At 50.7% G+C, this 21790-nt stretch carries 22 protein-coding genes and 2 pseudogenes; 16 read left to right on the forward strand and 8 right to left on the reverse strand.

Annotated features, from left to right (window positions below; all coding sequences use genetic code 11):
* Nucleotides 1–156 precede the first annotated feature (156 nt).
* The 5 genes and pseudogenes from lptB to P3339_RS05330 form a co-directional block, all read right to left on the reverse strand.
* Nucleotides 157–882: an LPS export ABC transporter ATP-binding protein gene (lptB, locus tag P3339_RS05310; protein WP_026304998.1), complete on the reverse strand. Its 726-nt coding sequence runs from the start codon at nucleotides 880–882 to the stop codon at nucleotides 157–159.
* 99 nt (nucleotides 883–981) lie between these two features.
* The gene (gene lptA, locus P3339_RS05315; protein ID WP_245556673.1) at nucleotides 982–1458 is read right to left on the reverse strand and encodes a lipopolysaccharide transport periplasmic protein LptA; all 477 of its coding nucleotides are present in this window, start codon (nucleotides 1456–1458) and stop codon (nucleotides 982–984) included.
* Between the two features lie 58 nt (nucleotides 1459–1516).
* Complete coding sequence (gene lptC / locus P3339_RS05320) at nucleotides 1517–2083, reverse strand: LPS export ABC transporter periplasmic protein LptC (protein WP_020412585.1); 567 nt, start codon at nucleotides 2081–2083, stop codon at nucleotides 1517–1519.
* Nucleotides 2083–2622, reverse strand: a complete 540-nt coding sequence (locus P3339_RS05325; protein WP_020412586.1) for a KdsC family phosphatase — start codon at nucleotides 2620–2622, stop codon at nucleotides 2083–2085. The genes lptC and P3339_RS05325 overlap by 1 nt, the downstream gene beginning before the upstream one ends.
* 60 nt (nucleotides 2623–2682) lie before the next feature.
* Nucleotides 2683–3653: pseudogene (locus P3339_RS05330) on the reverse strand (KpsF/GutQ family sugar-phosphate isomerase).
* Between the two features lie 391 nt (nucleotides 3654–4044).
* Here P3339_RS05330 and P3339_RS05335 point away from each other — a divergent pair.
* The 6 genes and pseudogenes from P3339_RS05335 (at nucleotide 4045) to P3339_RS05365 (ending at nucleotide 9550) form a co-directional block, all read left to right on the forward strand.
* Nucleotides 4045–4698 (forward strand): MlaC/ttg2D family ABC transporter substrate-binding protein, encoded by a 654-nt coding sequence (locus tag P3339_RS05335; protein ID WP_020412588.1) that lies wholly within the window; start codon nucleotides 4045–4047, stop codon nucleotides 4696–4698.
* Between the two features lie 87 nt (nucleotides 4699–4785).
* Nucleotides 4786–5019 (forward strand): BolA family protein, encoded by a 234-nt coding sequence (locus P3339_RS05340; protein ID WP_020412589.1) that lies wholly within the window; start codon nucleotides 4786–4788, stop codon nucleotides 5017–5019.
* Nucleotides 5020–5061: 42 nt separating this feature from the next.
* Nucleotides 5062–6322, forward strand: a pseudogene (murA, locus tag P3339_RS05345) (UDP-N-acetylglucosamine 1-carboxyvinyltransferase).
* A 58-nt stretch (nucleotides 6323–6380) separates the two neighbouring features.
* Nucleotides 6381–7010 carry an ATP phosphoribosyltransferase gene (hisG, locus tag P3339_RS05355; protein WP_282952644.1) on the forward strand — a complete coding sequence of 210 codons (630 nt, stop codon included), beginning with the start codon at nucleotides 6381–6383 and terminating at the stop codon, nucleotides 7008–7010.
* Between the two features lie 21 nt (nucleotides 7011–7031).
* Complete coding sequence (hisD, locus tag P3339_RS05360) at nucleotides 7032–8339, forward strand: histidinol dehydrogenase (protein ID WP_020412592.1); 1308 nt, start codon at nucleotides 7032–7034, stop codon at nucleotides 8337–8339.
* A 47-nt stretch (nucleotides 8340–8386) separates the two neighbouring features.
* Nucleotides 8387–9550 (forward strand): hypothetical protein, encoded by a 1164-nt coding sequence (locus tag P3339_RS05365; RefSeq protein ID WP_020412593.1) that lies wholly within the window; start codon nucleotides 8387–8389, stop codon nucleotides 9548–9550.
* 47 nt (nucleotides 9551–9597) lie between these two features.
* Here P3339_RS05365 and P3339_RS05370 read toward each other — a convergent pair whose 3' ends face one another.
* Together P3339_RS05370 and P3339_RS05375 are read right to left on the reverse strand one after the other, a co-directional pair.
* Entirely contained in the window at nucleotides 9598–10026 is a 429-nt protein-coding gene (locus P3339_RS05370) for a nuclear transport factor 2 family protein (protein ID WP_282952645.1), read from the reverse strand.
* 18 nt (nucleotides 10027–10044) lie between these two features.
* Nucleotides 10045–11187, reverse strand: coding sequence for a S1C family serine protease (locus tag P3339_RS05375; RefSeq protein ID WP_020412595.1), 1143 nt, complete (start codon nucleotides 11185–11187; stop codon nucleotides 10045–10047).
* 785 nt (nucleotides 11188–11972) lie between these two features.
* On the opposite strand from P3339_RS05375, the gene sat reads away from it, so the two are divergent.
* Nucleotides 11973–13163, forward strand: coding sequence for a sulfate adenylyltransferase (sat, locus tag P3339_RS05380; RefSeq protein ID WP_020412596.1), 1191 nt, complete (start codon nucleotides 11973–11975; stop codon nucleotides 13161–13163).
* Between the two features lie 88 nt (nucleotides 13164–13251).
* Here the strand turns inward: sat and P3339_RS05385 are convergent, their stop codons facing one another.
* Nucleotides 13252–13692, reverse strand: coding sequence for a Z-ring associated ZapG family protein (locus tag P3339_RS05385; RefSeq protein WP_026305000.1), 441 nt, complete (start codon nucleotides 13690–13692; stop codon nucleotides 13252–13254).
* A 344-nt stretch (nucleotides 13693–14036) separates the two neighbouring features.
* Here P3339_RS05385 and zapE point away from each other — a divergent pair, with 344 nt between their 5' ends.
* The 9 genes from zapE to P3339_RS23345 all read left to right on the forward strand — a co-directional run bounded on the left by zapE (nucleotide 14037) and on the right by P3339_RS23345 (nucleotide 21704).
* A complete protein-coding gene (gene zapE, locus P3339_RS05390; RefSeq protein ID WP_026305001.1) occupies nucleotides 14037–15161 on the forward strand; it encodes a cell division protein ZapE in 1125 nt (374 codons plus the stop codon).
* Nucleotides 15162–15278: 117 nt separating this feature from the next.
* Nucleotides 15279–15707 (forward strand): 50S ribosomal protein L13, encoded by a 429-nt coding sequence (gene rplM, locus P3339_RS05395; protein ID WP_020412599.1) that lies wholly within the window; start codon nucleotides 15279–15281, stop codon nucleotides 15705–15707.
* A gap of 15 nt (nucleotides 15708–15722) precedes the next feature.
* Entirely contained in the window at nucleotides 15723–16115 is a 393-nt protein-coding gene (gene rpsI / locus P3339_RS05400; protein ID WP_020412600.1) for a 30S ribosomal protein S9, read from the forward strand.
* 302 nt (nucleotides 16116–16417) lie between these two features.
* Nucleotides 16418–17017, forward strand: a complete 600-nt coding sequence (gene petA / locus P3339_RS05405) for a ubiquinol-cytochrome c reductase iron-sulfur subunit (RefSeq protein WP_282952646.1) — start codon at nucleotides 16418–16420, stop codon at nucleotides 17015–17017.
* The gene (locus tag P3339_RS05410; protein WP_020412603.1) at nucleotides 17014–19215 is read left to right on the forward strand and encodes a ubiquinol-cytochrome c reductase; all 2202 of its coding nucleotides are present in this window, start codon (nucleotides 17014–17016) and stop codon (nucleotides 19213–19215) included. The genes petA and P3339_RS05410 overlap by 4 nt, the downstream gene beginning before the upstream one ends.
* 106 nt (nucleotides 19216–19321) lie before the next feature.
* On the forward strand, nucleotides 19322–19948 hold the full coding sequence (locus P3339_RS05415) for a glutathione S-transferase N-terminal domain-containing protein (protein ID WP_020412604.1): 627 nt from the start codon (nucleotides 19322–19324) through the stop codon (nucleotides 19946–19948).
* Between the two features lie 25 nt (nucleotides 19949–19973).
* Nucleotides 19974–20369: a ClpXP protease specificity-enhancing factor gene (locus tag P3339_RS05420; protein WP_020412605.1), complete on the forward strand. Its 396-nt coding sequence runs from the start codon at nucleotides 19974–19976 to the stop codon at nucleotides 20367–20369.
* 151 nt (nucleotides 20370–20520) lie between these two features.
* Nucleotides 20521–21420: a GGDEF domain-containing protein gene (locus P3339_RS23340; RefSeq protein WP_353056885.1), complete on the forward strand. Its 900-nt coding sequence runs from the start codon at nucleotides 20521–20523 to the stop codon at nucleotides 21418–21420.
* Nucleotides 21414–21704, forward strand: coding sequence for a GGDEF domain-containing protein (locus P3339_RS23345; RefSeq protein ID WP_353056886.1), 291 nt, complete (start codon nucleotides 21414–21416; stop codon nucleotides 21702–21704). Before P3339_RS23340 ends, P3339_RS23345 begins: the two co-directional genes overlap by 7 nt.
* Nucleotides 21705–21790 lie beyond the last annotated feature (86 nt).

Consider the following 21790-nt stretch of genomic DNA (forward strand, 5'->3'; position numbering starts at 1 on the left):
TAAATAACCTCAGATGGCGCAGACTACCCCGGCCTAAAAAGTATTACAAGCAATAAGCATGCCGGTTAGATTGGCTGCCTTATTGTTAAGTAGCTCTTTCGGCGATTAATTTTGTCAATATTCAAGATGTCTGGTGACAAATGTAGCGATCTGTCTCTAAATGGTAAATTCATGTCCCAAATAGACTTCGCGTACCTGCTGGTTGGCCAGCACCTCATCTGGAGTGCCCGCTGCAATAATATGACCCTCACTAACGATATAGGCAGTCTCGCAGATATCCAGCGTCTCTCGCACGTTGTGATCGGTAATTAAGACGCCGATTCCACGATCTCGCAAATGGCGGATTATCTCCTTGATGTCATTGACGGAAATAGGGTCCACCCCAGCGAAAGGTTCGTCCAGCAGTACGAAGCTGGGGTTTGTTGCTAGGGCGCGGGCAATTTCTACCCGACGGCGTTCCCCGCCAGAGAGGGCCATTCCCAGACTGTTTTCAATATGTGTGATATTGAACTCCTGGAGTAGCTCCTGTGCTTGCTGTTGGCGCTCGGCGCGGGTTAAGTCTTTGCGGGTTTCTAGAATGGCTAGGATATTATCCCGAACGGATAGGCGGCGAAAAACGGAGGCTTCCTGGGGGAGGTAGCCAATTCCCTTTCTGGCGCGGCCATGCATGGATAGCCGGGTTATATCCTCATCATCGATCAATACCTGACCAGCATCAGCCTGGACCAGGCCAGCAATCATGTAGAAGCATGTGGTTTTACCTGCACCGTTAGGCCCAAGGAGACCGACGACCTGTCCGCTAGAGACACTGACGGATACGTCCTGAACGACTTTTCTTTTCTTGTATTGCTTGGCTAGGTGTAACGCCTTCAGCGTTGGCATAGTATTTACCGAAATCTGTCCATGTTGCGAGCACAAACGCTCGCCGGTGAAGAGGGTGATAGATGAAATCTTTACTTTTTACGGCTCTGGGTAATGTCTTTACTGGCTGCCGTCGTTGCTTGGAGTCTGGCTTCCATCTTTTTTCTCTGGCTGCCAGATCATCTCTATCCGTTTGCCAGCTTGACCCTGGGCGCTCATTTGTTCGGTAGTTAGGTCGTAGTCAATTTTCTCTGCGGTTAAGGTGTTGCCGTCACGATCTACGTAGGCCTTCCCGGTAAGTTGTAGCTCTTCAGAGGCGACTGCATATTCGATGCGCTGAGCCCGTGCTTTTATCGGGTTCTCGCCTTCCAGTATTTTCTGTTGGAAGCGTGCAGGTTTGCCTAAGGCAATAACACGACTGATTTCCTTTTCCGGGGTGAAATAAACCTCTACTCGGTCCGCCTCTATCTTTAAAGAGCCTTGGGTTATCACTACGTTATTGTTATAAACCACTAGGTTGCTGCTTAAACCCGCATTCATCGCATCCGAGCTAATATTAATGCGCTGTTGGCGGTCTTCGGGGAGTGCGTTTGCCATTGACGTCGCAATCAGAAGCATGGTGAACGCGGAACTCTTGACTAGGTAGTGGCAAAGTTTACTTGGGATCATAGTTACTCTTTACATCGGATAGGATTTCCACCCGGTCTTCATTTAGGTATGCGCGCATTCCCTTTCCTTTAGTCTGGTTAGGACCCGAGCTAATAGTAACAATTTTGTCTGTTTCGGCGAATTCCTTATCTGGCAAAATAGTGATGCTTGATGTCTCCAGTTTGATACCACCAGGAGAAGGGAGTTCATCAATTTCTACATCACCACTTAAAACAACACGCTCACCACGGTTATATGCTGCTCCCTGCCTGGACTCAGTGCGCCACTTCGGCTGGTCTTCCTGGAAGAAAAGCATTCGAGGCTCGGTGAGTTCGGCCCTGTCTCGGCGCTTGAACTGGTAATAGGTAATTTGTTCTGCATCAACTCGGTAGGCTAGATTTCCTTCCTCATTAAAATGACGAGTTTTGGCATCGCGGATTATCAAATCGGCAGCACGGCCCTGTTGTTGAGGCGTTGGACGGATTCCCAGCAACTGCTCCGGAGGGCTTTCGGAAAACCAGAGTCCTGCGCTGATGAGCGCTACCACAAATAAAAGTGGCAACCAGGTGCGCATCACTGCTCTCCGATATAAGGTGCTAAGGCTGCGTCAAAAGTACCCTGGGACAGCATGATGCGATCACAGACTTCACGGACAGCGCCCTCGCCACCTCGGGAACTGGTTATCCACAAGGCGCGGTCTTTCACAGGAGGAGCAGCATTGGGGGGTGCGATAGGGCAACCAATATGCGTCATCACCAGCAGGTCCGGGTAGTCATCGCCGATATACGCAATATCTTCAAGGCGACAGGGCTCATCAGCGAGTAGCTCTTTTAGTGCTGCAAATTTGTCTTCCCGGCCTTGGATCAGCTTTTTAATACCTAGGTCATGAGCGCGGCGTTCGACTACGCTGCTGCGCCTGCCTGTGATGATGGCTACTCTCACTCCAGAGTTCTGCAGCATTTTAATTCCATGTCCATCCAGTGTATTGAATGTCTTGAGCTCATTACCACTATTGTCAAAATATAGTTTGCCATCGGTTAGGACTCCGTCCACATCCAAGACCAACCAGCGCACCTTTTTAAGTGCAGAATTCAATTCTTTTTCAGAAATCACCGGGTATTCCTTACATGCTGTGATGGGCGATATTTTTTCGCTCAGTAACTTTTGATTATCTCAGATTACTCCGGCGCGGAGAATATCGTGCATATGTAATACGCCGATTGGGAAGTGTGCTTCGTCTTCTACGACCAGTGCAGTGATTTTGTAGTCTTCCATGATCCTCAAAGCTTCAGCAGCCAGGGTATCAGCTGAGACTGTTTTAGGTCGGCGGCTCATCACCTGTTCCATAGTGGCTATGTCCAACTCTATTTTTTGGTCAATAACACGGCGTAGGTCACCATCAGTGAAAACTCCGAGAAGTTCTCCTTTGGGGTCGACAATAGTTGTCATTCCGAAGCCTTTACTGGTCATCTCTAATAGGGCCTGGGATAACAAAGTATCAGTATGTACCTGGGGCAACTCATCACCTGCATGCATTACATCTTCTACTTTTAATAGCAGGCGTCTTCCCAGGGCACCGCCTGGGTGGGAGAACGCAAAGTCTTCTGCAGTAAAGCCTCTGGCTTCTAATAAGGCTACAGCCAAGGCATCGCCCATCACCAATGTGACAGTCGTTGAGGAGGTGGGGGCTAGATTCAGGGGACAGGCTTCAGTTTGTACAGCAATGTCCAGGTTGACGTCGGCCGCTTGGGCAAGGGGGAGTCTCTTTTACCCGTCATACTGATCATTGGAATACTGAGTCGCTTCAGCAATGGAAGCAGAGTCAGCACCTCTGCGGATGAGCCTGAATTGGAGATGGCAATTACCAGATCGTCGCGGGTTATCATTCCCAGGTCCCCATGGCTGGCCTCGCCTGGGTGAACGAAAAAGCTAGGGGTGCCTGTGCTGGCCAGTGTGGCCGCCATTTTACGGCCGATATGCCCGGATTTCCCCATGCCGGTAACAATAGCGCGTCCACGGCATTGTAAAATCATTTCACAGGCGCGTTGAAACTCACCGTTGATTCTTTTTTCCAGTTCAGCAACGGCTTCCACCTCCATGCGAACGGTACGCCGTCCTGCTTGTAATACTAAATCTTGGGTCATTGAGTACCTCTGGTTAAGCACTTTTGTTTGTCGGGGGTATTGGTCAAAGTAGTTCTTCGCCTATGGCGCCTAAATTCACTTGCCAGGCTCTGGCGCCGGTGGCTTTGACCAGGTCACGGCTGTTGTCGTGCTAATCTATATTATTAGCGGATAGCTGGCTCTGTAAGAGTTCAGAAATTGGCTCAGGGGCATTAAATGACACGCTCGCACACCGCCACAACTCCGGGCGCGGCCATGGTATAGTCTGCCGCCGCTGCTGTCAGCTCTGTCACTCAAAGGACGATCGACAAGGCCTCAGGGGTTCCTATGGGACTTAAGGGCAGTGGCATCGTCATGGCACTTATTAAAGCCATGTGCGTCCAAGGAATGATTTGCTAATTGGAGATTATTTGTGAATACATCATTTTGGGCTGGTCGGTACGATTTTTCCCGGTGGCTTAGTTTTTTACTCTTCGCGGTAGTGGTTTCTGCTGTGGCTCCTGTGGCACACGCCAACCAAAACCCCTATAACATGATCGAGGGGGTTTCCCAAAAGTTGCTGGGTGTAATTAAGACAAATTCTCAGTACGCTAATTCTGACCCCCAGAGATACTACAGTGCGGTTGAGGGCGTTCTGGACCCAGTGGTGGATTTTGATTTTATTGCGCGTGGTGTTATGGGGCGTTATGCCAAGCAGGCCACGGCGACGCAACGCTCCCGCTTCACCAGTACATTCCGTCGTGACCTGGTGGCAACCTTCGCACGTGGTGTGGCAAATTTTGGTAATTTGGACGTGAAAGTTGTCAATCCTGGAACCCTTCCCTCTGGAAATCGGGTTAATGTTTTACAGGAAGTGCGCAGTGAAGAAGGCATCACCAAAGTATCCTATACCCTGGTACGTAATCGTGCGGGACAGTGGAAGTTGATTAATGTCATTCTGAATGGCGTCAATCTGGGCAAAACTTTTCGCAGCCAGTTTGCCCAGTCCATGCAGACCTACGGTGATATCGACAAGGTCATATCCAACTGGTCTGCTGGTGAAGATGTTGTCGATAAGGTGAGCTAGTTAGCGAACTTGGGGCGCGCAGCTGCGCGCTTTCCCCGATTCAAGTACACTTGCGTGCTGTTTTTTAACTCAACGCAAATCCCGCCTATGCAACCAGATGAAATCAAAGCCCTGATTGAGGGTCATATTCCCGAGAGTAATGTCGATGTCACTTTTGAAGGCAGTCACCTGCTGGTAACTGTGGTCAGTAGTGCCTTTGAAGGTTTGAGCCGCCTAAAAAAGCAGCAACTTGTTTATGCAGCGCTCAATGAAAAAATTGCCGATGGTACTCTTCATGCAGTACAGATGCAGACACTTACTCCAGAAGAAGCCAGTCGTTAACCTGTCACTGTGAAAACAGCGACTCCCGAAATATGAGACCGAATGGATAAGTTAATAATAGAGGGCGGCAGCCCTGTATCCGGTACATTGCGAATTTCCGGCGCGAAGAATTCTGCGCTGCCTATTTTGGCTGCTGCCCTGTTGGCAGATGGCCCGGTACATATTCACAACCTGCCGCACCTTAATGACATCACCACTATGATCACCCTACTGCGCTGCATGGGTTGTGATGTCACAATTGACGAAAAGCTAGGTGTAGAGATAGATCCCCGTTCAGTCAATGACCTGACAGCACCCTACGAACTGGTAAAAACCATGCGGGCATCAATACTCGTGTTGGGGCCATTATTAGCTCGCCACGGGGTGGCAAACGTGTCTTTTCCCGGGGATGCGCTATCGGTAGCCGTCCCGTAGATATCCATCTCAAGGGGCTGGAGGCTATGGGCGCCGAAATCGCAATTGACGGTGGTTTTATCCGTGCGCGTTCCAACGGCCGCCTCAAAGGTGCCAATATCGTCATGGAAAAAGTGACTGTGGGCGGCACTGAGAACTTGCTAATGGCCGCGGTGTTGGCGGAAGGTACAACCGTTCTGCACAATGCGGCGAGGGAACCTGAGATTGTCGATTTGGCAGAATTCCTGATTGCCATGGGCGCGCAAATTGAGGGTGTAGGCACTGATACTTTACGTATTCACGGAGTTCCAAAGTTAGCCCCTGTACATTCACTGTCATGCCCGATCGCATTGAGACAGGCACCTTTCTGGCGGCTGCTGCAGCTGCACGGGGTAAAGTACGTTTATTGCACACTCGTGCTGATATTCTTGATGCCGTATTACTTAAGTTTGAGGAAGCTGGTGCGCACTTGAGTTGTGGGGATGACTGGATTGAGCTGGATATGAAGGGGAATCGCCCCAAGGCTGTTAGCTTTCGCACGGCACCTTATCCGGCATTTCCCACAGATATGCAATCTCAGTTTACTGCGATGAATGCTGTGGCTGAAGGTAAAGGAGCAGTGGTTGAGACCATTTTTGAGAATCGCTTGATCCAGGTGCATGAGTTAAACCGCATGGGAGCCAATATTACCCTGGAAGGTAATACTGCTTTTGTTACTGGTGTGGAGAAGCTTAAAGGGGCTCCTGTAATGGCCTCTGATTTGCGTGCCTCGGCCAGTCTGGTAATTGCGGGTATGGTGGCTGAGGGTACTACTACTGTGGATCGTATCTACCATATTGACCGTGGCTATGAATGTATTGAGGAAAAATTACAGCAGCTGGGGGCGAATATTCGCCGCGTACCCGGTTAAAGGGAAACTCGCCGCCTCTTTTCTTGAGGCGGCTGCCAGAAAATAATCCGGCCTTATCATGACTATGCAAATCACTATCGCTCTGACCAAGGGGCGAATCTTGCAAGAAACCCTACCATTGCTCGCTGCTGCAGGGCTGGAGCCACTGGAGGACCTTGGCAAGAGTCGTAAATTGATTTTCCCAACCAACTGTGACGGTATTCGCCTGTTACTTCTTCGAGGTGTCGATGTGCCTACCTATGTGCAGCATGGCGCTGCGGATATGGGAGTAGCTGGTAAGGATACCCTGCTCGAGCATCATTCAGATGGCATCTATGAGCCTCTGGATTTGGGAATTGCTCGTTGTCGCCTCATGGCTGCTGGTGTGAAGGGTGCAACTTTGCCTAGCGGTCGGATTAAAGTGGCAACTAAGTTTGTGGAGAGCGCCAAGCGCCATTACGCTGCCAAGGGGCGTCAGGCAGATATCATCAAATTATATGGTGCAATGGAGCTGGCTCCACTAATGGACCTGGCTGATGAGATTGTAGATATTGTCGATAGCGGAAATACCTTGAAAGCCAATGGCCTGGAGGCTCGTGAGACTATTGCGCATATTAGTAGCCGTCTGATTGTCAATAAGGCAGCCATGAAGATGAAGTACAAGCCTATCAGCGACTTGATTGAGAAGCTGGCAGCGGCAGTTGCATAAAGTGAAAAAGTCTAGGAAATCATGACTAAAAAGAGTATTCGCCGGCTGAATGCCACCGCTGATAATTTTGATACAGAGTTGAAGCAGCTTCTATCCTGGGAGACGGTGGCTAGTCAGAGCGTTGAGGCGACTGTTGCGGAGATACTCCAGCAAGTACGCAATTGTGGTGATGCTGCCGTCATCGAATATACCAATCGTTTTGACAGTCGCGAGTTAACCTTGGCGGAAGAGTTTGCACTTGACTCATCCGATTTATTTGCAGCACTTGAGCGTATTGGTGCTGATGAGCGTGAAGCTCTGGAGACTGCCGCACAGCGAGTGCGTGAATATCACAAGCATCAGCGGCAGGAATCCTGGCGTTATACCGAGGCTGATGGGACTGTACTTGGCCAACAAATTATGCCGATGGAGAGGGTTGGTATCTACGTACCCGGTGGTAAGGCCAGCTATCCGTCGTCCGTATTAATGAATGCGATTCCGGCGAAGGTTGCGGGCGTCGATTCCGTCATCATGGTAGTGCCCGCTCCTGAGGGGGTACTTAACGATCTGGTTCTGGCAGCTGCGGCAATCGCAGGTGTTGACAGGGTGTATACCATTGGTGGGGCTCAGGCTGTAGCTGCTCTTGCTTATGGCACTGAGACAATTCCTGCTGTGGATAAGATAGTGGGTCCCGGCAATGTTTTCGTTGCCGCTGCTAAACGCGCGGTGTTTGGTCATGTAGCCATTGATATGATTGCGGGCCCTTCGGAGATATTGGTGATTTGTGATGGTGCTACCGATCCCGATTGGATCGCTATGGACCTTCTATCTCAGGCTGAGCATGATGAGCAGGCCCAGTCGATTTTGTTGTGCCCGAATGTGGCATTCCTGGACGCAGTGGAGGCCTCCCTGCAGCGCCAGTTAACCGACCTGCCAAGAGCAGAAATTGCGGCTAAGTCCCTCGCTGATCGTGGGGCTTTGATACTGGTTGACTCTGTGAAGCAAGCATTGGAAATTTCCAATCGCATAGCTCCTGAACATCTTGAGGTTTCTGTAGCAGATCCAGAGTCCCTTCTCCCACAAATTCGCAATGCCGGTGCAATTTTCCTGGGGCGCTATACTGCTGAAGCTTTGGGAGATTATTGTGCGGGTCCTAATCATGTGCTGCCAACCAGTGGAACTGCACGTTTTTCGTCGCCACTGGGTGTGTATGATTTCCAAAAGCGCAGCTCTGTTATTTATTGCTCTCCTGAGGGCGCCGATAAACTCGGCCGTGTTGCCGCTACTCTTGCTCGTGGGGAAGGCCTTGAGGCCCATGCGCGCTCGGCCATCTATCGGGTAAAGCGTTAAGTTGCCAGCTTGCCCTCTTGTGCAAATAGTTTGTCGGAAGGCATAAGATGAAAAAAACACTTCTGTGCTTTGTCGCATTACTGGTTGTCGCCTGTGCGACAACCAATGACTTCGTAGTTGCCGATTATATGCAGGACCCACAGAGTCTGCCGCCTGTCACTTTGTTTGCCAAAATACCAGAGCCAGACTTTGAGCGGCGTTGTGATGAGTTTGCCAATGGATCTCTTCTTAAGCACTGCCAGTTCGATGTGATTGATTATCAGGAGTTGCACAGGGAGCTCGAGAGTTCGGGCATTTTTGATTTGGTCCTGCTGGGTGAAGATGAAGTTCCGTACCAACTGCTCATTACTTCAGCTGGATATTTGGAGGAGGGAGCAGAGGATATCGGTGGGGCCGTAATCGCAGGTGCAACGATGATGCTGGCTCCCTTGAGTACGAGCCGTGATATACATATTGATGCAACACTCACCTGGCACGGCCTGCCATTAAGGCGCTATCAGTTTGAAATTCCATTTACATCAAGAATAAGTCTACTCACCCCAGCCGGAAAGGCCGATCGGGATCTTGCAAAGGCAGTTGCATCAGAGTTGATATCTCGCTTGCAGCAAGATCAGGTCATGGCCCCAGAGTTACTTTTCCAAACGATAGAGGCCAGTGACTATCACCAAACTCTCAATTTACCGGAGTCAGTAGGAGAGTATGTAAGCAATCCTTTAGTTCTGGCTAATCATCCCCTTTATGGTGCGCAAACTCGTTATGTGCACCGTCAGTTTCACTTTGACTCTGTGGATGTTTTCGTTTATCCAATACCTAACTGGAATTGGGAAGACCCAAAGTCAGCGCAAATTCGAGAGGTCGAAAGGATTCGGCGGGAATTGGCTCTAGTTGAAAGGGAGGCGCGTTGGCAATCCCTGGATCTCGGTGAAGAGGTTTCTGAGATCTGGAGTGTTCATGGAGAGGCGACTCCGGTAACACGTCTTTCCGGTCATTTCCTTGCAGCAGATGGGGAGCGTTTTGACACACACACTTACCTGTTTGTGCGCAAGGATAAATTTATCAAGGTTCGTGCTTCTTTTGCCGGAGTGGGGAGGAATAGGGCGGAGGTGGAGGCATTTGCTCGTGGGTTAATTGCGAATGCAGGTGTTCCTAGTGAATCCAAGTTTATGGCAAAAGTTCGTGCGAATTGGCGTGATAAGCAAGTGGTTAATTAACCTGAATTGAAAGAGGCGGTTTTCTTTTTGACCGCCTCATATGGCATTTAGCTCTCAGTCGGGATCTTAGTGGCTTGCCAGGCGATCACTTGCCACTCGCCATTTCGTTTCACAAAAGTGCCTGTGTTGAAGAAGTGGCTGGTTTCCTTGCTAGAGGTATCATTGGCCACCAGCTTAAAAGCAATGACGGCAGTGTCACCCAGTAAGCGGATATCTACATCCTCTGCAGCGTAGCTTGTTGTTACAGGTTCAGTTGAGCTGCTTTCCATCCCCTGTATTATTTGGCTCTTACCAAAGCGTTTGCCCGATGAGCTTGTGTAGATCAGGTCCTCGGCCCAAAAACGTTTATGGACTTCTGTACTATTAGCGGCACCAGCAATAAAGTTGTCTAGGAGTTTCTGTAAATCTTTGCGGTCATCGGCCTGAGTCTGCCCAGCAACTAGGGCTAGAAAAATAAACAGAATGGCTGCACGCATATTTGCACCTTCCAATGGTTACTCAGTTGTCGTAGTGGTTTCTGGTTTCACAGAAACTGTTGCTTCCACTGTGTGGGAGGCACCTTCGCGGGTAAAAGTGATCGAGATGGTATCTCCGGGGCGGAGTGTAGCCATAGTTGCCTCACCTTGCTTACCATCGCCAATTGGCAGGCCATCAATATGGGTAATCACATCCCCTGGCTTGAGGCCTGCACTATGAGCCGGGCTCTCGTTGTAAATTGCGGTGATCATGACTCCGCCTGAGGAAGAGAGTTTGAACTCGCGAGCCATCTGTGGGCTGATGGCACTGGCTTCGATACCGAGCCACCCCGGCACCACACGACCATAAGCGATAATATCCTGCATAACTTTGAAGGCGATATTAGCGGGAATTGCAAAGCTAATGCCACCGGAGTAGCCGGACTGATTGAGGATAGAGGTGTTAATCCCGAGCAGGCGACCGCGGGAGTCTACCAGTGCTCCACCGGAGTTGCCGGGATTGACAGCGGCATCCGTCTGCAGGAAGTTTTGCAGATGGCTGCCGGTTCCTGAGTTCTCCAAGTGACGCCCTTTGGCACTAATAATCCCCTGGGTGACCGTCTGCCCGACCCCGAAAGGGTTGCCTATGGCCAGAACGACATCGCCCACTTGGGCTGACTCTGGCTCACCAACAGAGATAGAAGTGAGTCCGTCGAGTTCAATTTTCAAAACTGCTAGGTCAAAGTCAGCATCGCTACCGACCATGCGGGCCTGGGCTTCGCGGCCGTCGGCTAATAAAATGACTATGGCGTCTGCCTGATCCACTACGTGGTGATTGGTAAGGATGTAACCGTTGTCGCTAACGATAACTCCTGATCCCAAGTTTGATTGCATCCTTTCCCGTTGGGGAACGTTCATATTGTCGAACAAACGGCGAAAAAGGGGGTCATTAAATAGTGGGTGCTGTCGCTGGGGCAGGGCCATACGGGTGTAAATGTTAACCACAGCAGGTCCTGCAACATTGACTGCATGGGCATAGGATACGGGGCCCTGCCAATCTCCGCCTTTGGGGGTTGGAGCAGTGCCACGCAATTGCGGGAATATAACTAACAGCAAGGCCGCCATGGCCAGGCCTACCAGAATGGGTAAAGCCCAGTCTTGTAAAAAGCGATTTTGGGACACTCTCGACTCCTCTTTGCGCTGATTATACACACGTCTTGGAATGGAATCGCCGGGAGGGGCATTTTGCTGTCTTTGGCCGAGGAGAGACAAAGGAGATTTATGATTGTTTATGTTAGTAGATATGGGCCTTTACTCATGGTTTTAAGGTTGATATGCGAAGTGTTGGGGTGGAGATGGCAATATAAGGTCCATACATAGCTGGCCTAAGGAAACAGCTCTTTTATTGGCTGTTGCCTCTTATCTGTAGGTTTATCTGCTGTTCTATCGTTTATGGCCCAATCTGTTCGTGGGTTATTATATGTTTCCGTGCCTATCTCAAAAATCAAATTTGTAATGTAAAATTTTGCTTTCAAAGCAAAGGCTTTATGCCCAGTTAATTGCCGTATACAGAGCTTCTTAAGGCTACTTTCAGATCGTGCTCTCGTGTATCTAGAAGCAGCCTAAAAGGCCGCTGTTATATTTTGTTGACCCAACTCACGTGGTGCCTCCTTGATAGGAAACTACAAGTTGGCTTTGTGAATGGAAGCCCCCTCCTAAATGCCCCTTTAAGTCCTTTGCCATCACTGCTCAATTTTGGTGTTTGTCGCTTTTGGATAGCGTTTTCCCCTTGCGCCTTCCCATGGGGGAGGTTAACCAGATTTTGGAGGGTAATTATTAGAGTGGACTGGCAGGGTCTATAATCCCGTCTCCTGTGATGGGCTGGCATTGGTCGCATCCTGCAAGTGCGTATAATGGCCCGTCGAAAATTTAAGACTAACCGGCAATATTTGTATTTGGAGACCAGCATGTCCCTAGTTCGCCCCCATGGCAGTATTGAGCTGCAGCCGCGCTTTGTGTACGACAGTGAAAGGCATCACCAACTGATGCATGAAGCGGAGTCGCTGCCCTCGATTGTGGTCAGCTCTGCCGCGGCGGCCAATGCAGTGATGTTGGGGGCTGGTTACTTTAATCCGCTGCACGGCTATATGAATCTGGCCGATGCGCTGAGTGTGGCTGAGACCTTGCGCACTGTTGATGGTCTCTTTTGGCCGGTTCCTGTCTTGAATGTGGTAGAAGACTGCGGTGCTATAGAAGGTGCTTCCCGGATTGCATTACGTGACCCCAATGTTGAGGGCAACCCAGTGCTGGCGGTAATGGATGTAGAAGCCATTGAGACCATTACTGATGAACAAATGAATAGCATGGCTGAGCAGGTATTTGGCACGCTCGATGAAAAACATCCTGGCGTTGCGACCTTTAAGTCAGCTGGGAGGAAGTTAATTTCCGGCCCAATCGAAGTGCTCAATTTCAGCTATTTCCAGAATGATTTCCCGGATACTTTCCGCACGGCTGTGGAAATTCGCAATGAATTTACCGAGCGGGGCTGGAATAAGGTGGTTGCCTTTCAAACACGCAACCCGATGCACCGAGCCCATGAAGAATTATGCAAAATGGCGCTGGAGGCTGTGGAGGCCGATGGTGTGCTGATTCATATGTTGCTGGGCCAGCTAAAGCCAGGGGACATTCCAGCGCCGGTCCGGGATGCATCAATTCGTAAGATGGTGGAAGTTTACTTCCCGGCAAATACAGTAATGGTTACAGGCTATGGCTTCGATATGTTGTATGCGGGCCCTCGCGAAGCTGTACTGCATGCCGTTTTCCGCCAAAACTGTGGCTGCAGCCACTTGATCGTCGGGCGCGACCACGCGGGTGTCGGTGACTACTATGGTGCTTTTGATGCCCAGACTATTTTTGATGGAAGGGTACCCGAGGGTGCATTGGAGATTGAAATCTTTCGTGCTGACCATACGGCCTATTCAAAAAAGCTGAATAAGGTCGTGATGATGCGTGATGTACCGGATCACTCTAAGGAGGACTTCATTCTATTATCTGGTACCAAGGTGCGTGAGATGTTGGGTAATGGTATCGCTCCGCCCCCAGAGTTCTCTCGCCCAGAGGTGGCGCAAATTCTCATGGATTACTATCAGAGTTTGTAAAGTTTTCAATTAAAAAGGCGGGTTATCCCGCCTTTTTAATTGGGGTATCAACTGAAAGCTTTGCCGAAGTAACAGTTGATGGCTAAGTCTAACTTCCTGCGTGTGCCTCTTTTTCCAGGCCGTAATCCTCCGCAAGGGTACCTTTGGCTCCGGGCTCCTTGGGAGCCCAGTCTCTAGGGGGCTCCATATCCTGAAGTTGTTTGTCATCCTCCTTCAGCTTGCCGCTCCCGGCTTCGAGCATTTGTCGACCGATATCCTGGCTGGAAAGGCGCAGAGCGCTGTTGGATAAATACTCGTGAATTTCCTTGTAGCTTTCGGTTAAGTTGTGAACGAGCTGGGATGTCTGGTCAAAGTGCTCGTTTACCTGGAGCTGGAAGTCCTCCATTTTATTATTGGCTTCCCGCAGGCGTAGCTCGAGTTCCTGAGTGCGGTCGACGCTGCTGCGTCCGCGGACTGCGAGGAATGCCAGCAGGGCGCCCAAGGTCATGCCCAGGACGCCGACTAGAATTAATACCGATGTAGAGTGCACTTACTACCTCCTCAACTTGCTTTTATATGGCATTGGCGATCCGTGATGGATGCTGGCGCGGTAGTGGCACCGCCCCACGCCTCGGGTAGTCCCCCTCAAGTGACTATCAACCCCATGTTAGCGGACCCAGTATACGCGATTATTAACCCGACAATTAATACTGTTGGTAAATTGCGACACGCAGGTTAGCCTGCAGTTCCGAATTGCCGCTGGCTCCTGGCGAATTGCACTGGGTTGAGTGGGTGGGCCTAGGGCTGATGGCGGCTTCTCTGCTATCTAGGCGGCGCTATAGTGAATTTGATAGAGTGCGCGCCAGTAATACAGTTGTTGAAGAATCTTCCTTTATGCCTCCTGCCAACCCGTCATTTTGTTCCCCGATAGCGCGTTATGAGAATGATCTGCAGCGCCCGGATTTTATTGAGGACCCCTCGCAGCGAGCGGCGGTGCAGGAGTTGCAGGATTTGCATCGGCGTCTGGTCGAGAGGGCTGAGCGGGGCATTATTGGGAATCTGTTTGCCCGCCTTCGCAGGGCGGATGTCGGTCCGGAGCGAGGGCTTTACTTTTGGGGTGGGGTGGGACGCGGTAAGACCTATTTGATGGATGCATTTTATGAGTCCTTGCCTTTCCCCAGGAAGCAGCGGACTCACTTCCACCGTTTTATGCGCCAAGTACATGGGGGCTTAAAGCAGTATGCTGGGGAGAAAAACCCACTGGAGAAGGTGGCCGATAAGATCGCGAACCGGGCCCAGGTCCTGTGTTTTGATGAGTTTTTTGTGTCCGATATTGCCGATGCCATGATCCTTGCAGGTTTATTGGAGGCCTTATTTCGTCGCGGGGTGGCCCTTGTGGCTACCTCTAATATCGAGCCAGAGGGGCTCTATAAAGATGGTTTGCAAAGGGCGCGCTTTTTGCCGGCGATTGCGCTCCTTCAACGTCATACCAAAGTGGTTAATGTTGATGGAGGTACCGACTATCGCTTGCGTACCCTTGAATTACTGGAGCTTTATCATGCACCTTTGGATGACGCTGCGATCGCAAATCTATCGCACAGCTTTACACAGTTGAGCGTGGATGGCTGTGAGGTTCGAAGCGATGTGGATTTACAGGTGGAGGGGAGGCCTATTCGTGCACTTAAAGTAGCTGATGATGTGGCCTGGTTTGATTTTGCTGACCTCTGTGATGGGCCTCGTTCGCAAAATGACTACATCGAACTGGCGCGGGAGTTTCAGACTGTGCTGCTCGCTGCGGTGCCCAGATTTGATGAAAGGATGGATGCCCAGGCGCGACGTTTCATCAATCTGGTTGATGAATTCTATGACCGTTGCGTCAAATTGGTGATCTCGGCGGAGGTGTCGGCCGATCAACTTTATGGTGGGCGACAACTGCGATTTGAGTTTGAGCGCACTGTTAGTCGCCTACTGGAAATGCAGTCCCGCGAGTACCTGGAGCGGGCGCATCGCCCCGACTAATGACGCCTCGTGACACGTCGAAATATCGCTTGAAAAGCGAGCACTCCTTTTGTACTATCCGCGCTCTTTTGTGGGACGGCCCCTAATTCAGGGGGTCATATTACAGGTGTTTATAACATGAAGACATACAGTGCCAAGCCAGAAGCGGTAAAACGCGACTGGTACATTGTTGACGCTGCGGACAAGACCCTCGGCCGTATTTCTGCCGAGATCGCCCACCGCCTGCGCGGCAAGCACAAGCCTGAATATACGCCCCACGTGGACACTGGCGATTACATTATCGTAATTAATGCAGAAAAGGTTCGCGTGACCGGCAATAAGGCCAAGGACAAGATCTACCACAGCCACTCTGGCTACCCCGGTGGTCTCAAGTCCATCAGTTTTGAGAAGCTGATCGAGAAAGCGCCCGAGCGCACCATTCAGAGCGCCGTAAAAGGCATGCTGCCGAAGGGTCCTCTGGGTCGCGCCATGTTCAAGAAGCTGAAAGTATACAGCGGTAGTGAACATCCTCACACGGCTCAACAGCCGACTGAACTGGCGATCTAAACGGGAATAAATCTGATGGCAACTACTCAATACTACGGTACCGGCCGCCGCAAGACCTCTACTGCTCGTGTATTTATCGTGCCTGGTGAGGGCAAGATCACTGTAAACGGTCGTACCCTGGACGAATACTTCGGTCGTCAGGTGGCTCGCATGATCGTGCGTCAGCCGCTGGAAAGAGCCGATATGGTTGAAAAATTCGATGTTACTGTAACTGTAAAAGGTGGCGGTTCTTTTGGTCAGGCGGGTGCTATCCGTCACGGCCTGACTCGCGCCCTGATGCAGTACGATGAAGCGCTGCGTCAACCGCTGCGCGCCGCAGGTTATGTTACCCGCGACGCTCGTGAGGTTGAGCGTAAGAAAGTCGGTCTGCGCAAAGCGCGTAAGAAGCCGCAATTCTCCAAGCGTTAAGCTTTCTTTTGGGCCCGGCATCTGCCGGGCTTTTTTATCTCCGGCATTTGGTGTGTTGAGCAGTGCTTGTGATGCTTTGCTCGATTTCTCGCTGTTTCGCTGCGTAATTCCCGACGTTCCTATGTCTTTGCCTTGTATCAAAATGGCATTTTCTTTAACATTGCGCGGATTTGTATCCGCTTGATTTGTGGGGTTTATTCGCGCGGGCAATCTGCCGGAGCGGGACTTCTTTCAAGACTTTTTGGGTTTGGGCCAGCGCATCTCCGGTGTATCCGGGATCGCTGTGATGGGAGAACTACGTCATGAGTGATGACGGTGTAAATGTAGGACGGCGCCGTTTCTTAACCGCTGCCACCTCAGTTGTTGGTGGTGCGGGAGCGGTTGGGGTTGCCGTTCCCTTCGTCGCTTCCTGGAATCCGAGTGCCAAGGCAAAAGCTGCTGGTGCTCCGGTTAAATACAACATTAGCAAACTTGAACCGGGCCAGATGGTTACTGTTGAGTGGCGCGGCAAGCCGGTCTACGTAGTACGCCGCACCGATGAAGTGTTGCAAAATCTAGAGAAAGTGGAGCCGCAGTTGCGCGATCCCAACTCTGAGGAATCTATCCAGCCAGATTATGTAAATCCGGAAAATCGTTCTATCAAACCAAAGTTGTTGGTTCTGGTTGGCCTGTGTACACACTTGGGTTGTGCACCTATGTACCGCCCGGAAGTGGGCGCCGCCGATTTGGGTGGTGATGAGTGGATGGGCGGCTTTTTCTGCCCCTGCCATGGTTCCAAATACGATATGGCCGGCCGTGTTTACAGCGGTGTTCCTGCACCTACCAACCTGGAAGTTCCGCCTTATTCCTATGAGAGCGATGAGGTAATCGTGATTGGTGTAGACCAGGAGGGCGCTGCATGAAATGGCTAGCAGATTTCGGTGACTGGGTAGATCAGCGTCTGCCGATCTACCAGGCCTGGGATAAGCATATGGGCAAGTACTACGCGCCCAAAAACTTTAATCTTTGGTACTTCTTCGGCGTATTCTCACTGCTCGTACTGGTTAACCAGCTTCTGACCGGTATATGGTTGGTGATGAGTTTTAATCCTTCGGCTGAAGGTGCCTTCGCCTCTGTTGAATACATCATGCGCGATGTGGAATGGGGCTGGCTGATTCGATACCTTCATTCGACGGGTGCATCTGCTTTCTTTGTGGTTGTGTATCTGCATATGTTCCGCGGATTGATGTATGGCTCTTATAAGCCGCCCCGCGAGCTGGTGTGGATCTTTGGTATGTGTATCTACCTGGTGCTGATGGCTGAAGCCTTTATGGGCTATGTATTGCCCTGGGGTCAGATGTCTTACTGGGGTGCCCAGGTAATTGTATCCCTGTTCGGTGCAATACCCGGTATTGGCGATAGCCTGGTTGAGTGGATTCGCGGTGATTATCTGATTTCAGGTATTACCCTGACTCGCTTCTTTTCCCTGCATGTTATTGCATTGCCGTTGGTTCTTGTGTTGCTGGTAGTCCTGCATATCCTGGCGTTGCATGAAGTGGGTTCTAACAACCCTGATGGTATCGAGATTAAGAAAAATAAGGACGAGAACGGTATCCCCAAAGACGGCGTACCTTTCCACCCTTACTATTCTGTACATGACCTGGTGGGTATTGCGGTATTCCTGTTTATCTTCGCTACTGTTGTGTTTTTCTTCCCTGAGATGGGCGGTTTCTTCCTGGAGTACGCTAACTTCGAAGAAGCAAACCCACTGAAGACCCCTCCCCATATTGCACCTGTTTGGTACTTCACGCCGTTCTACGCGATCTTGCGTGCGGTAACTATGGATATTGGTCCTCTTACAGCCAAGTTCCTTGGTTTGGTGGCTATGGGTGCGGCTATTGCGGTGCTGTTTGTACTGCCTTGGCTCGATAAGAGCCCCGTACGTTCCATCCGTTACAAAGGTTGGCTGCCAAAAGGTTTGCTCCTTTTGTTCGCAGCGGTATTTATTATCCTGGGTTACCTGGGGGTTAAATCTCCGACCCCAGAGCGTAACTTCCTGTCTCAGGTGGCGACCCTGTTCTATTTTGCGTTCTTCCTGACCATGCCGGTCTGGACGAATCCAAAGGAGCGCAAGGGAGTGGGTTCCTGGGTTGTAAGCATCGGCTTCGGTGTACTGTTCCTGTGGATGGCAGTGGCTAACTTCTCGGTAAATACCTTTATGGGAGTAGTGACTGTTTTGTTGGCAGCTTTCTTCGCCTTGCTGCCCTGGATTACTAGCCGCGATGAGGTATACCCAGAGCCTGAGCGTGTAACCAGCCCATCTGGAGCAAAAACATTCGGTATTCTGTTTATCGGTATTGTGGTTGTTGGCCTGCTGACCTTTATCCCAATCAAAGCGGTAGGCGCTGAGTCCAGTGTTGAGCTGGACCCTATTAGTATCGACCTTCAGGACAAGCCGTCTTTGCAGCGTGGAGCCAAGTACTTCGTCAACTATTGCATGGGGTGTCACAGTGCCAACTATTCCCGCTGGGAGCGTGTTGCTACAGATCTGGATATCCCCAAAGAGCTGATGATGGAGAACCTGATCCTGGGTAACGACAAGATCGGTAACCTGATGCAGATCTCCATGCGCCCGGATGACTCCAAAGTATGGTTCGGCGCCACGCCGCCGGACCTGACGCTGGTTGCCCGCTCCCGCTCACCGGAATGGCTCTACACTTATCTCCGCAGTTTCTACAAGGATGACAGTCGTGCTACCGGTGTGAATAATCTGGTATTCCCCAGTGTCGCCATGCCGCATGTATTGATGGAGTTGCAGGGCTTGCCGGAATGTGCCCCTGGTCCTAAGCGCGACCATGGTAAGATCGTGCGCGATGAGCTGGGTAACCCGATCATGGACGCTGACTGTGGCAGCCTCAAGGTTGGTAGTGTGAAGGGTTCCATGAATCCGGAAGAGTTTGATCAGGCTATGTATGACCTGGTCAACTTTATGGAGTACATTGCAGAGCCAATGGCAGAAGATCGCAAGCGCATTGGTTTCTATGTGCTGGCGTTTATTTTTATATTCTTTATCTTTGCTTGGCTGCTGAACCGCGAGTACTGGAAAGACATACACCACTAAGATTCGCAGGTTTCTTTTTGATGGGTGGTGGAGATACTCTGCCGCCCTTTTATATTTTGAATAAAGGCCGGTGTTTGTCGGCCAACAAGTTTGAGGTAGTTTGAACATGGGTGTGCCTACCAACAAGCGCTCCTCTATGACCTTCTTCTCTGATGGTCGCAGTCACTATAGCCATCGGGTGCGTATCGTACTGGCAGAGAAAGGGGTGTCCGTAGAAATCATAGATGTGGACTCGGATGATAAGCCCGCCGAGCTCGCTGACCTCAACCCCTACAATTCGCTGCCGACTCTGGTTGATCGCGATCTGGTGCTCTTCGAAACCAAGGTTATGATGGAGTATCTTGACGAGCGTTTCCCACACCCGCCGCTGCTGCCCGTTTACCCGGTTGCGCGCGCTCAAAGTCGCCAGATTATGCATCGTATTGAGCGCGACTGGTGTCCGCTGGTGGATAAAATTCTGGCAGGAGGCAAAGATGCTGCATCCGCCCGTAAGGAGCTGCGTGATAGCTTGGTTGGCATTGCGCCGATGTTTACTGAGCTGCCGTACTTCTTCAATGAAGAATTTTCCCTGGTGGATTGCTGTATGGCTCCACTGCTCTGGCGTCTCGAGCAGTTCGAAATCAGCTTGCCCAAGACTAAGCAAGTGAAGCCGCTGCTGGATTATATGGATCGCCTGTTTGCCCGTGAAGCGTTCCAGCAGAGCCTTACCGAGTACGAACGGGAAATGCGTTGAGGGTAGTTAGGTGAGTAAGCCGGTCATGACCTCCAATCGCCCATATATTTTGCGGGCATTTTACGAGTGGATTACCGATAACCGGTGCACTCCCTATATTCTTGTCGATACGCACCTTTCCGGGGTGCTGGTGCCACAACAGCATGTTAATGATGATGGGCAGATAGTGCTAAACATCTCTGAAAGTGCTGTTGCGAGGCTGACCATGGATAACTATGCGATCAGGTTTAATGCGCGTTTTGGTGGGGTTCCCACTGATATCCAGGTTCCGGTTGGCGCGGTAGTTGGAATTTATGCCCGTGAGAATGGCCAGGGTATGGTGTTTGAGGCAGAAGAAACCCCAGAACCGCCCGAACCTACCCCGCCCACCAGCTTGGGCAAAAAGTCGGTGAAGAAGCCCGCATTGCGCGTTGTGAAATAAGCTCGGCTTTAAAAAATTTCTAGGGGCAGTTTTGCCCCTTTTTTATTTTTTCTTTTTGTTTTCGTCGGTCTTCTCTTTTGTGCGCCTAGTCTAAGAAATTACTGTTATCAGGTGCGTATAATTCTCTGTTATTTCTTGCTCCCAATTTACCATGCCGTCGTATTTGCAGTGGCTGCGTTTTAGCTGGTTGCCCGGACTGCTCCTGATTTTGCCACTTGCCCAACATTTACCCTGGCTCGATCTGGCGTCCCTGAACAATGTCCAGCTGCCTTTTCTGTTATTGGTAACAGCGCTGCTGCTCAGTTTATTTTATCGCTCAAGCCGGGTTGGTCTGGCCGCATTACTATTAATGTTTTTCTATGGGACGATCAGTCTCGAAATACTGTTGAAGCAGGATTTTTCCCTCTATCTGGGGTTGATCGCCCTCAACTTGATGTTATTTAGCTGCAGCCGCGACCGTAGCATATGGAGTAATTTTGGGGTCGCTTGGCTGTTGATCCTGGGTGCACAGGGGATAGCCCTATTCTGGTTGCAGAAATATTATGGGCCGTTAGCTCAGATGTTTTCTTTGCAGCATCTGCCTGCTTGGCTATTGGCTCTTGACCGGTTTTCCCCACCTTTACCACTCTTGGCCTGTATGGTGGCCTCACTTGGCGCATTGGCACTGCTGGCTCTTTACCCCGGGCCCACGGCTGTGGGGTTATTCAGCTGCATCTTGCTTACGTTGTATGGCGTCTGGAGTGGGATGCCTCTGGTTCCTTTAATGTCAGTAGCTGGTTTCCTACTTATCTTTTCGCTGCTGGGTAGCAGCTATGAGCTGGCTTTCCGCGATGAGTTGACCGGAGTCCGGTCTCGGAGGGCTTTCAGGTATCGGATGCTCACTCCCGGCCGGCATTATTCTATTGCCATGATTGATATCGATTACTTTAAGAAATTGAATGATCGCTTTGGTCATCAGGTCGGTGATCAGGTACTGCGAATGGTTGCTACCCAGATTGCTCGAAATTCGTCAGGGGAATTATTTCGCTATGGGGGGAGGAGTTTGTGCTAATTATTTCTGGTCGTGACCTTTCAGCCGCAGAAAGACAGCTGGAGCTTATTCGGGAGAAAATAGCGGCCTATCCCATGCGCTTGCGCTCTGGAGGACGTATTTCCGGTCCTAAATTGTGGCGTTCTGAACGCCGTTCAGATCAACAGATTAAGGTAACCGTTAGTATTGGCCTCGCTCAGAGGGGTAAGGAGTTCAGAGGGCCTGATACTGTCCTTAAGGCCGCTGACCAGGCCCTTTACAAGGCAAAGCGGGGCGGCCGGAATCGCGTCTCTGTTCGCGCTTGATATAAATCAACCTGATTTAAAAGTGGCGCCTAATTTCTTATTCGCATTGGTTAATTCCGCGCCGTCCCCCGATACTGCAATGCAGG

The sequence above is a fragment of the Microbulbifer sp. MLAF003 genome, assembly GCF_030012965.1.
GTDB lineage: Bacteria > Pseudomonadota > Gammaproteobacteria > Pseudomonadales > Cellvibrionaceae > Microbulbifer > Microbulbifer variabilis.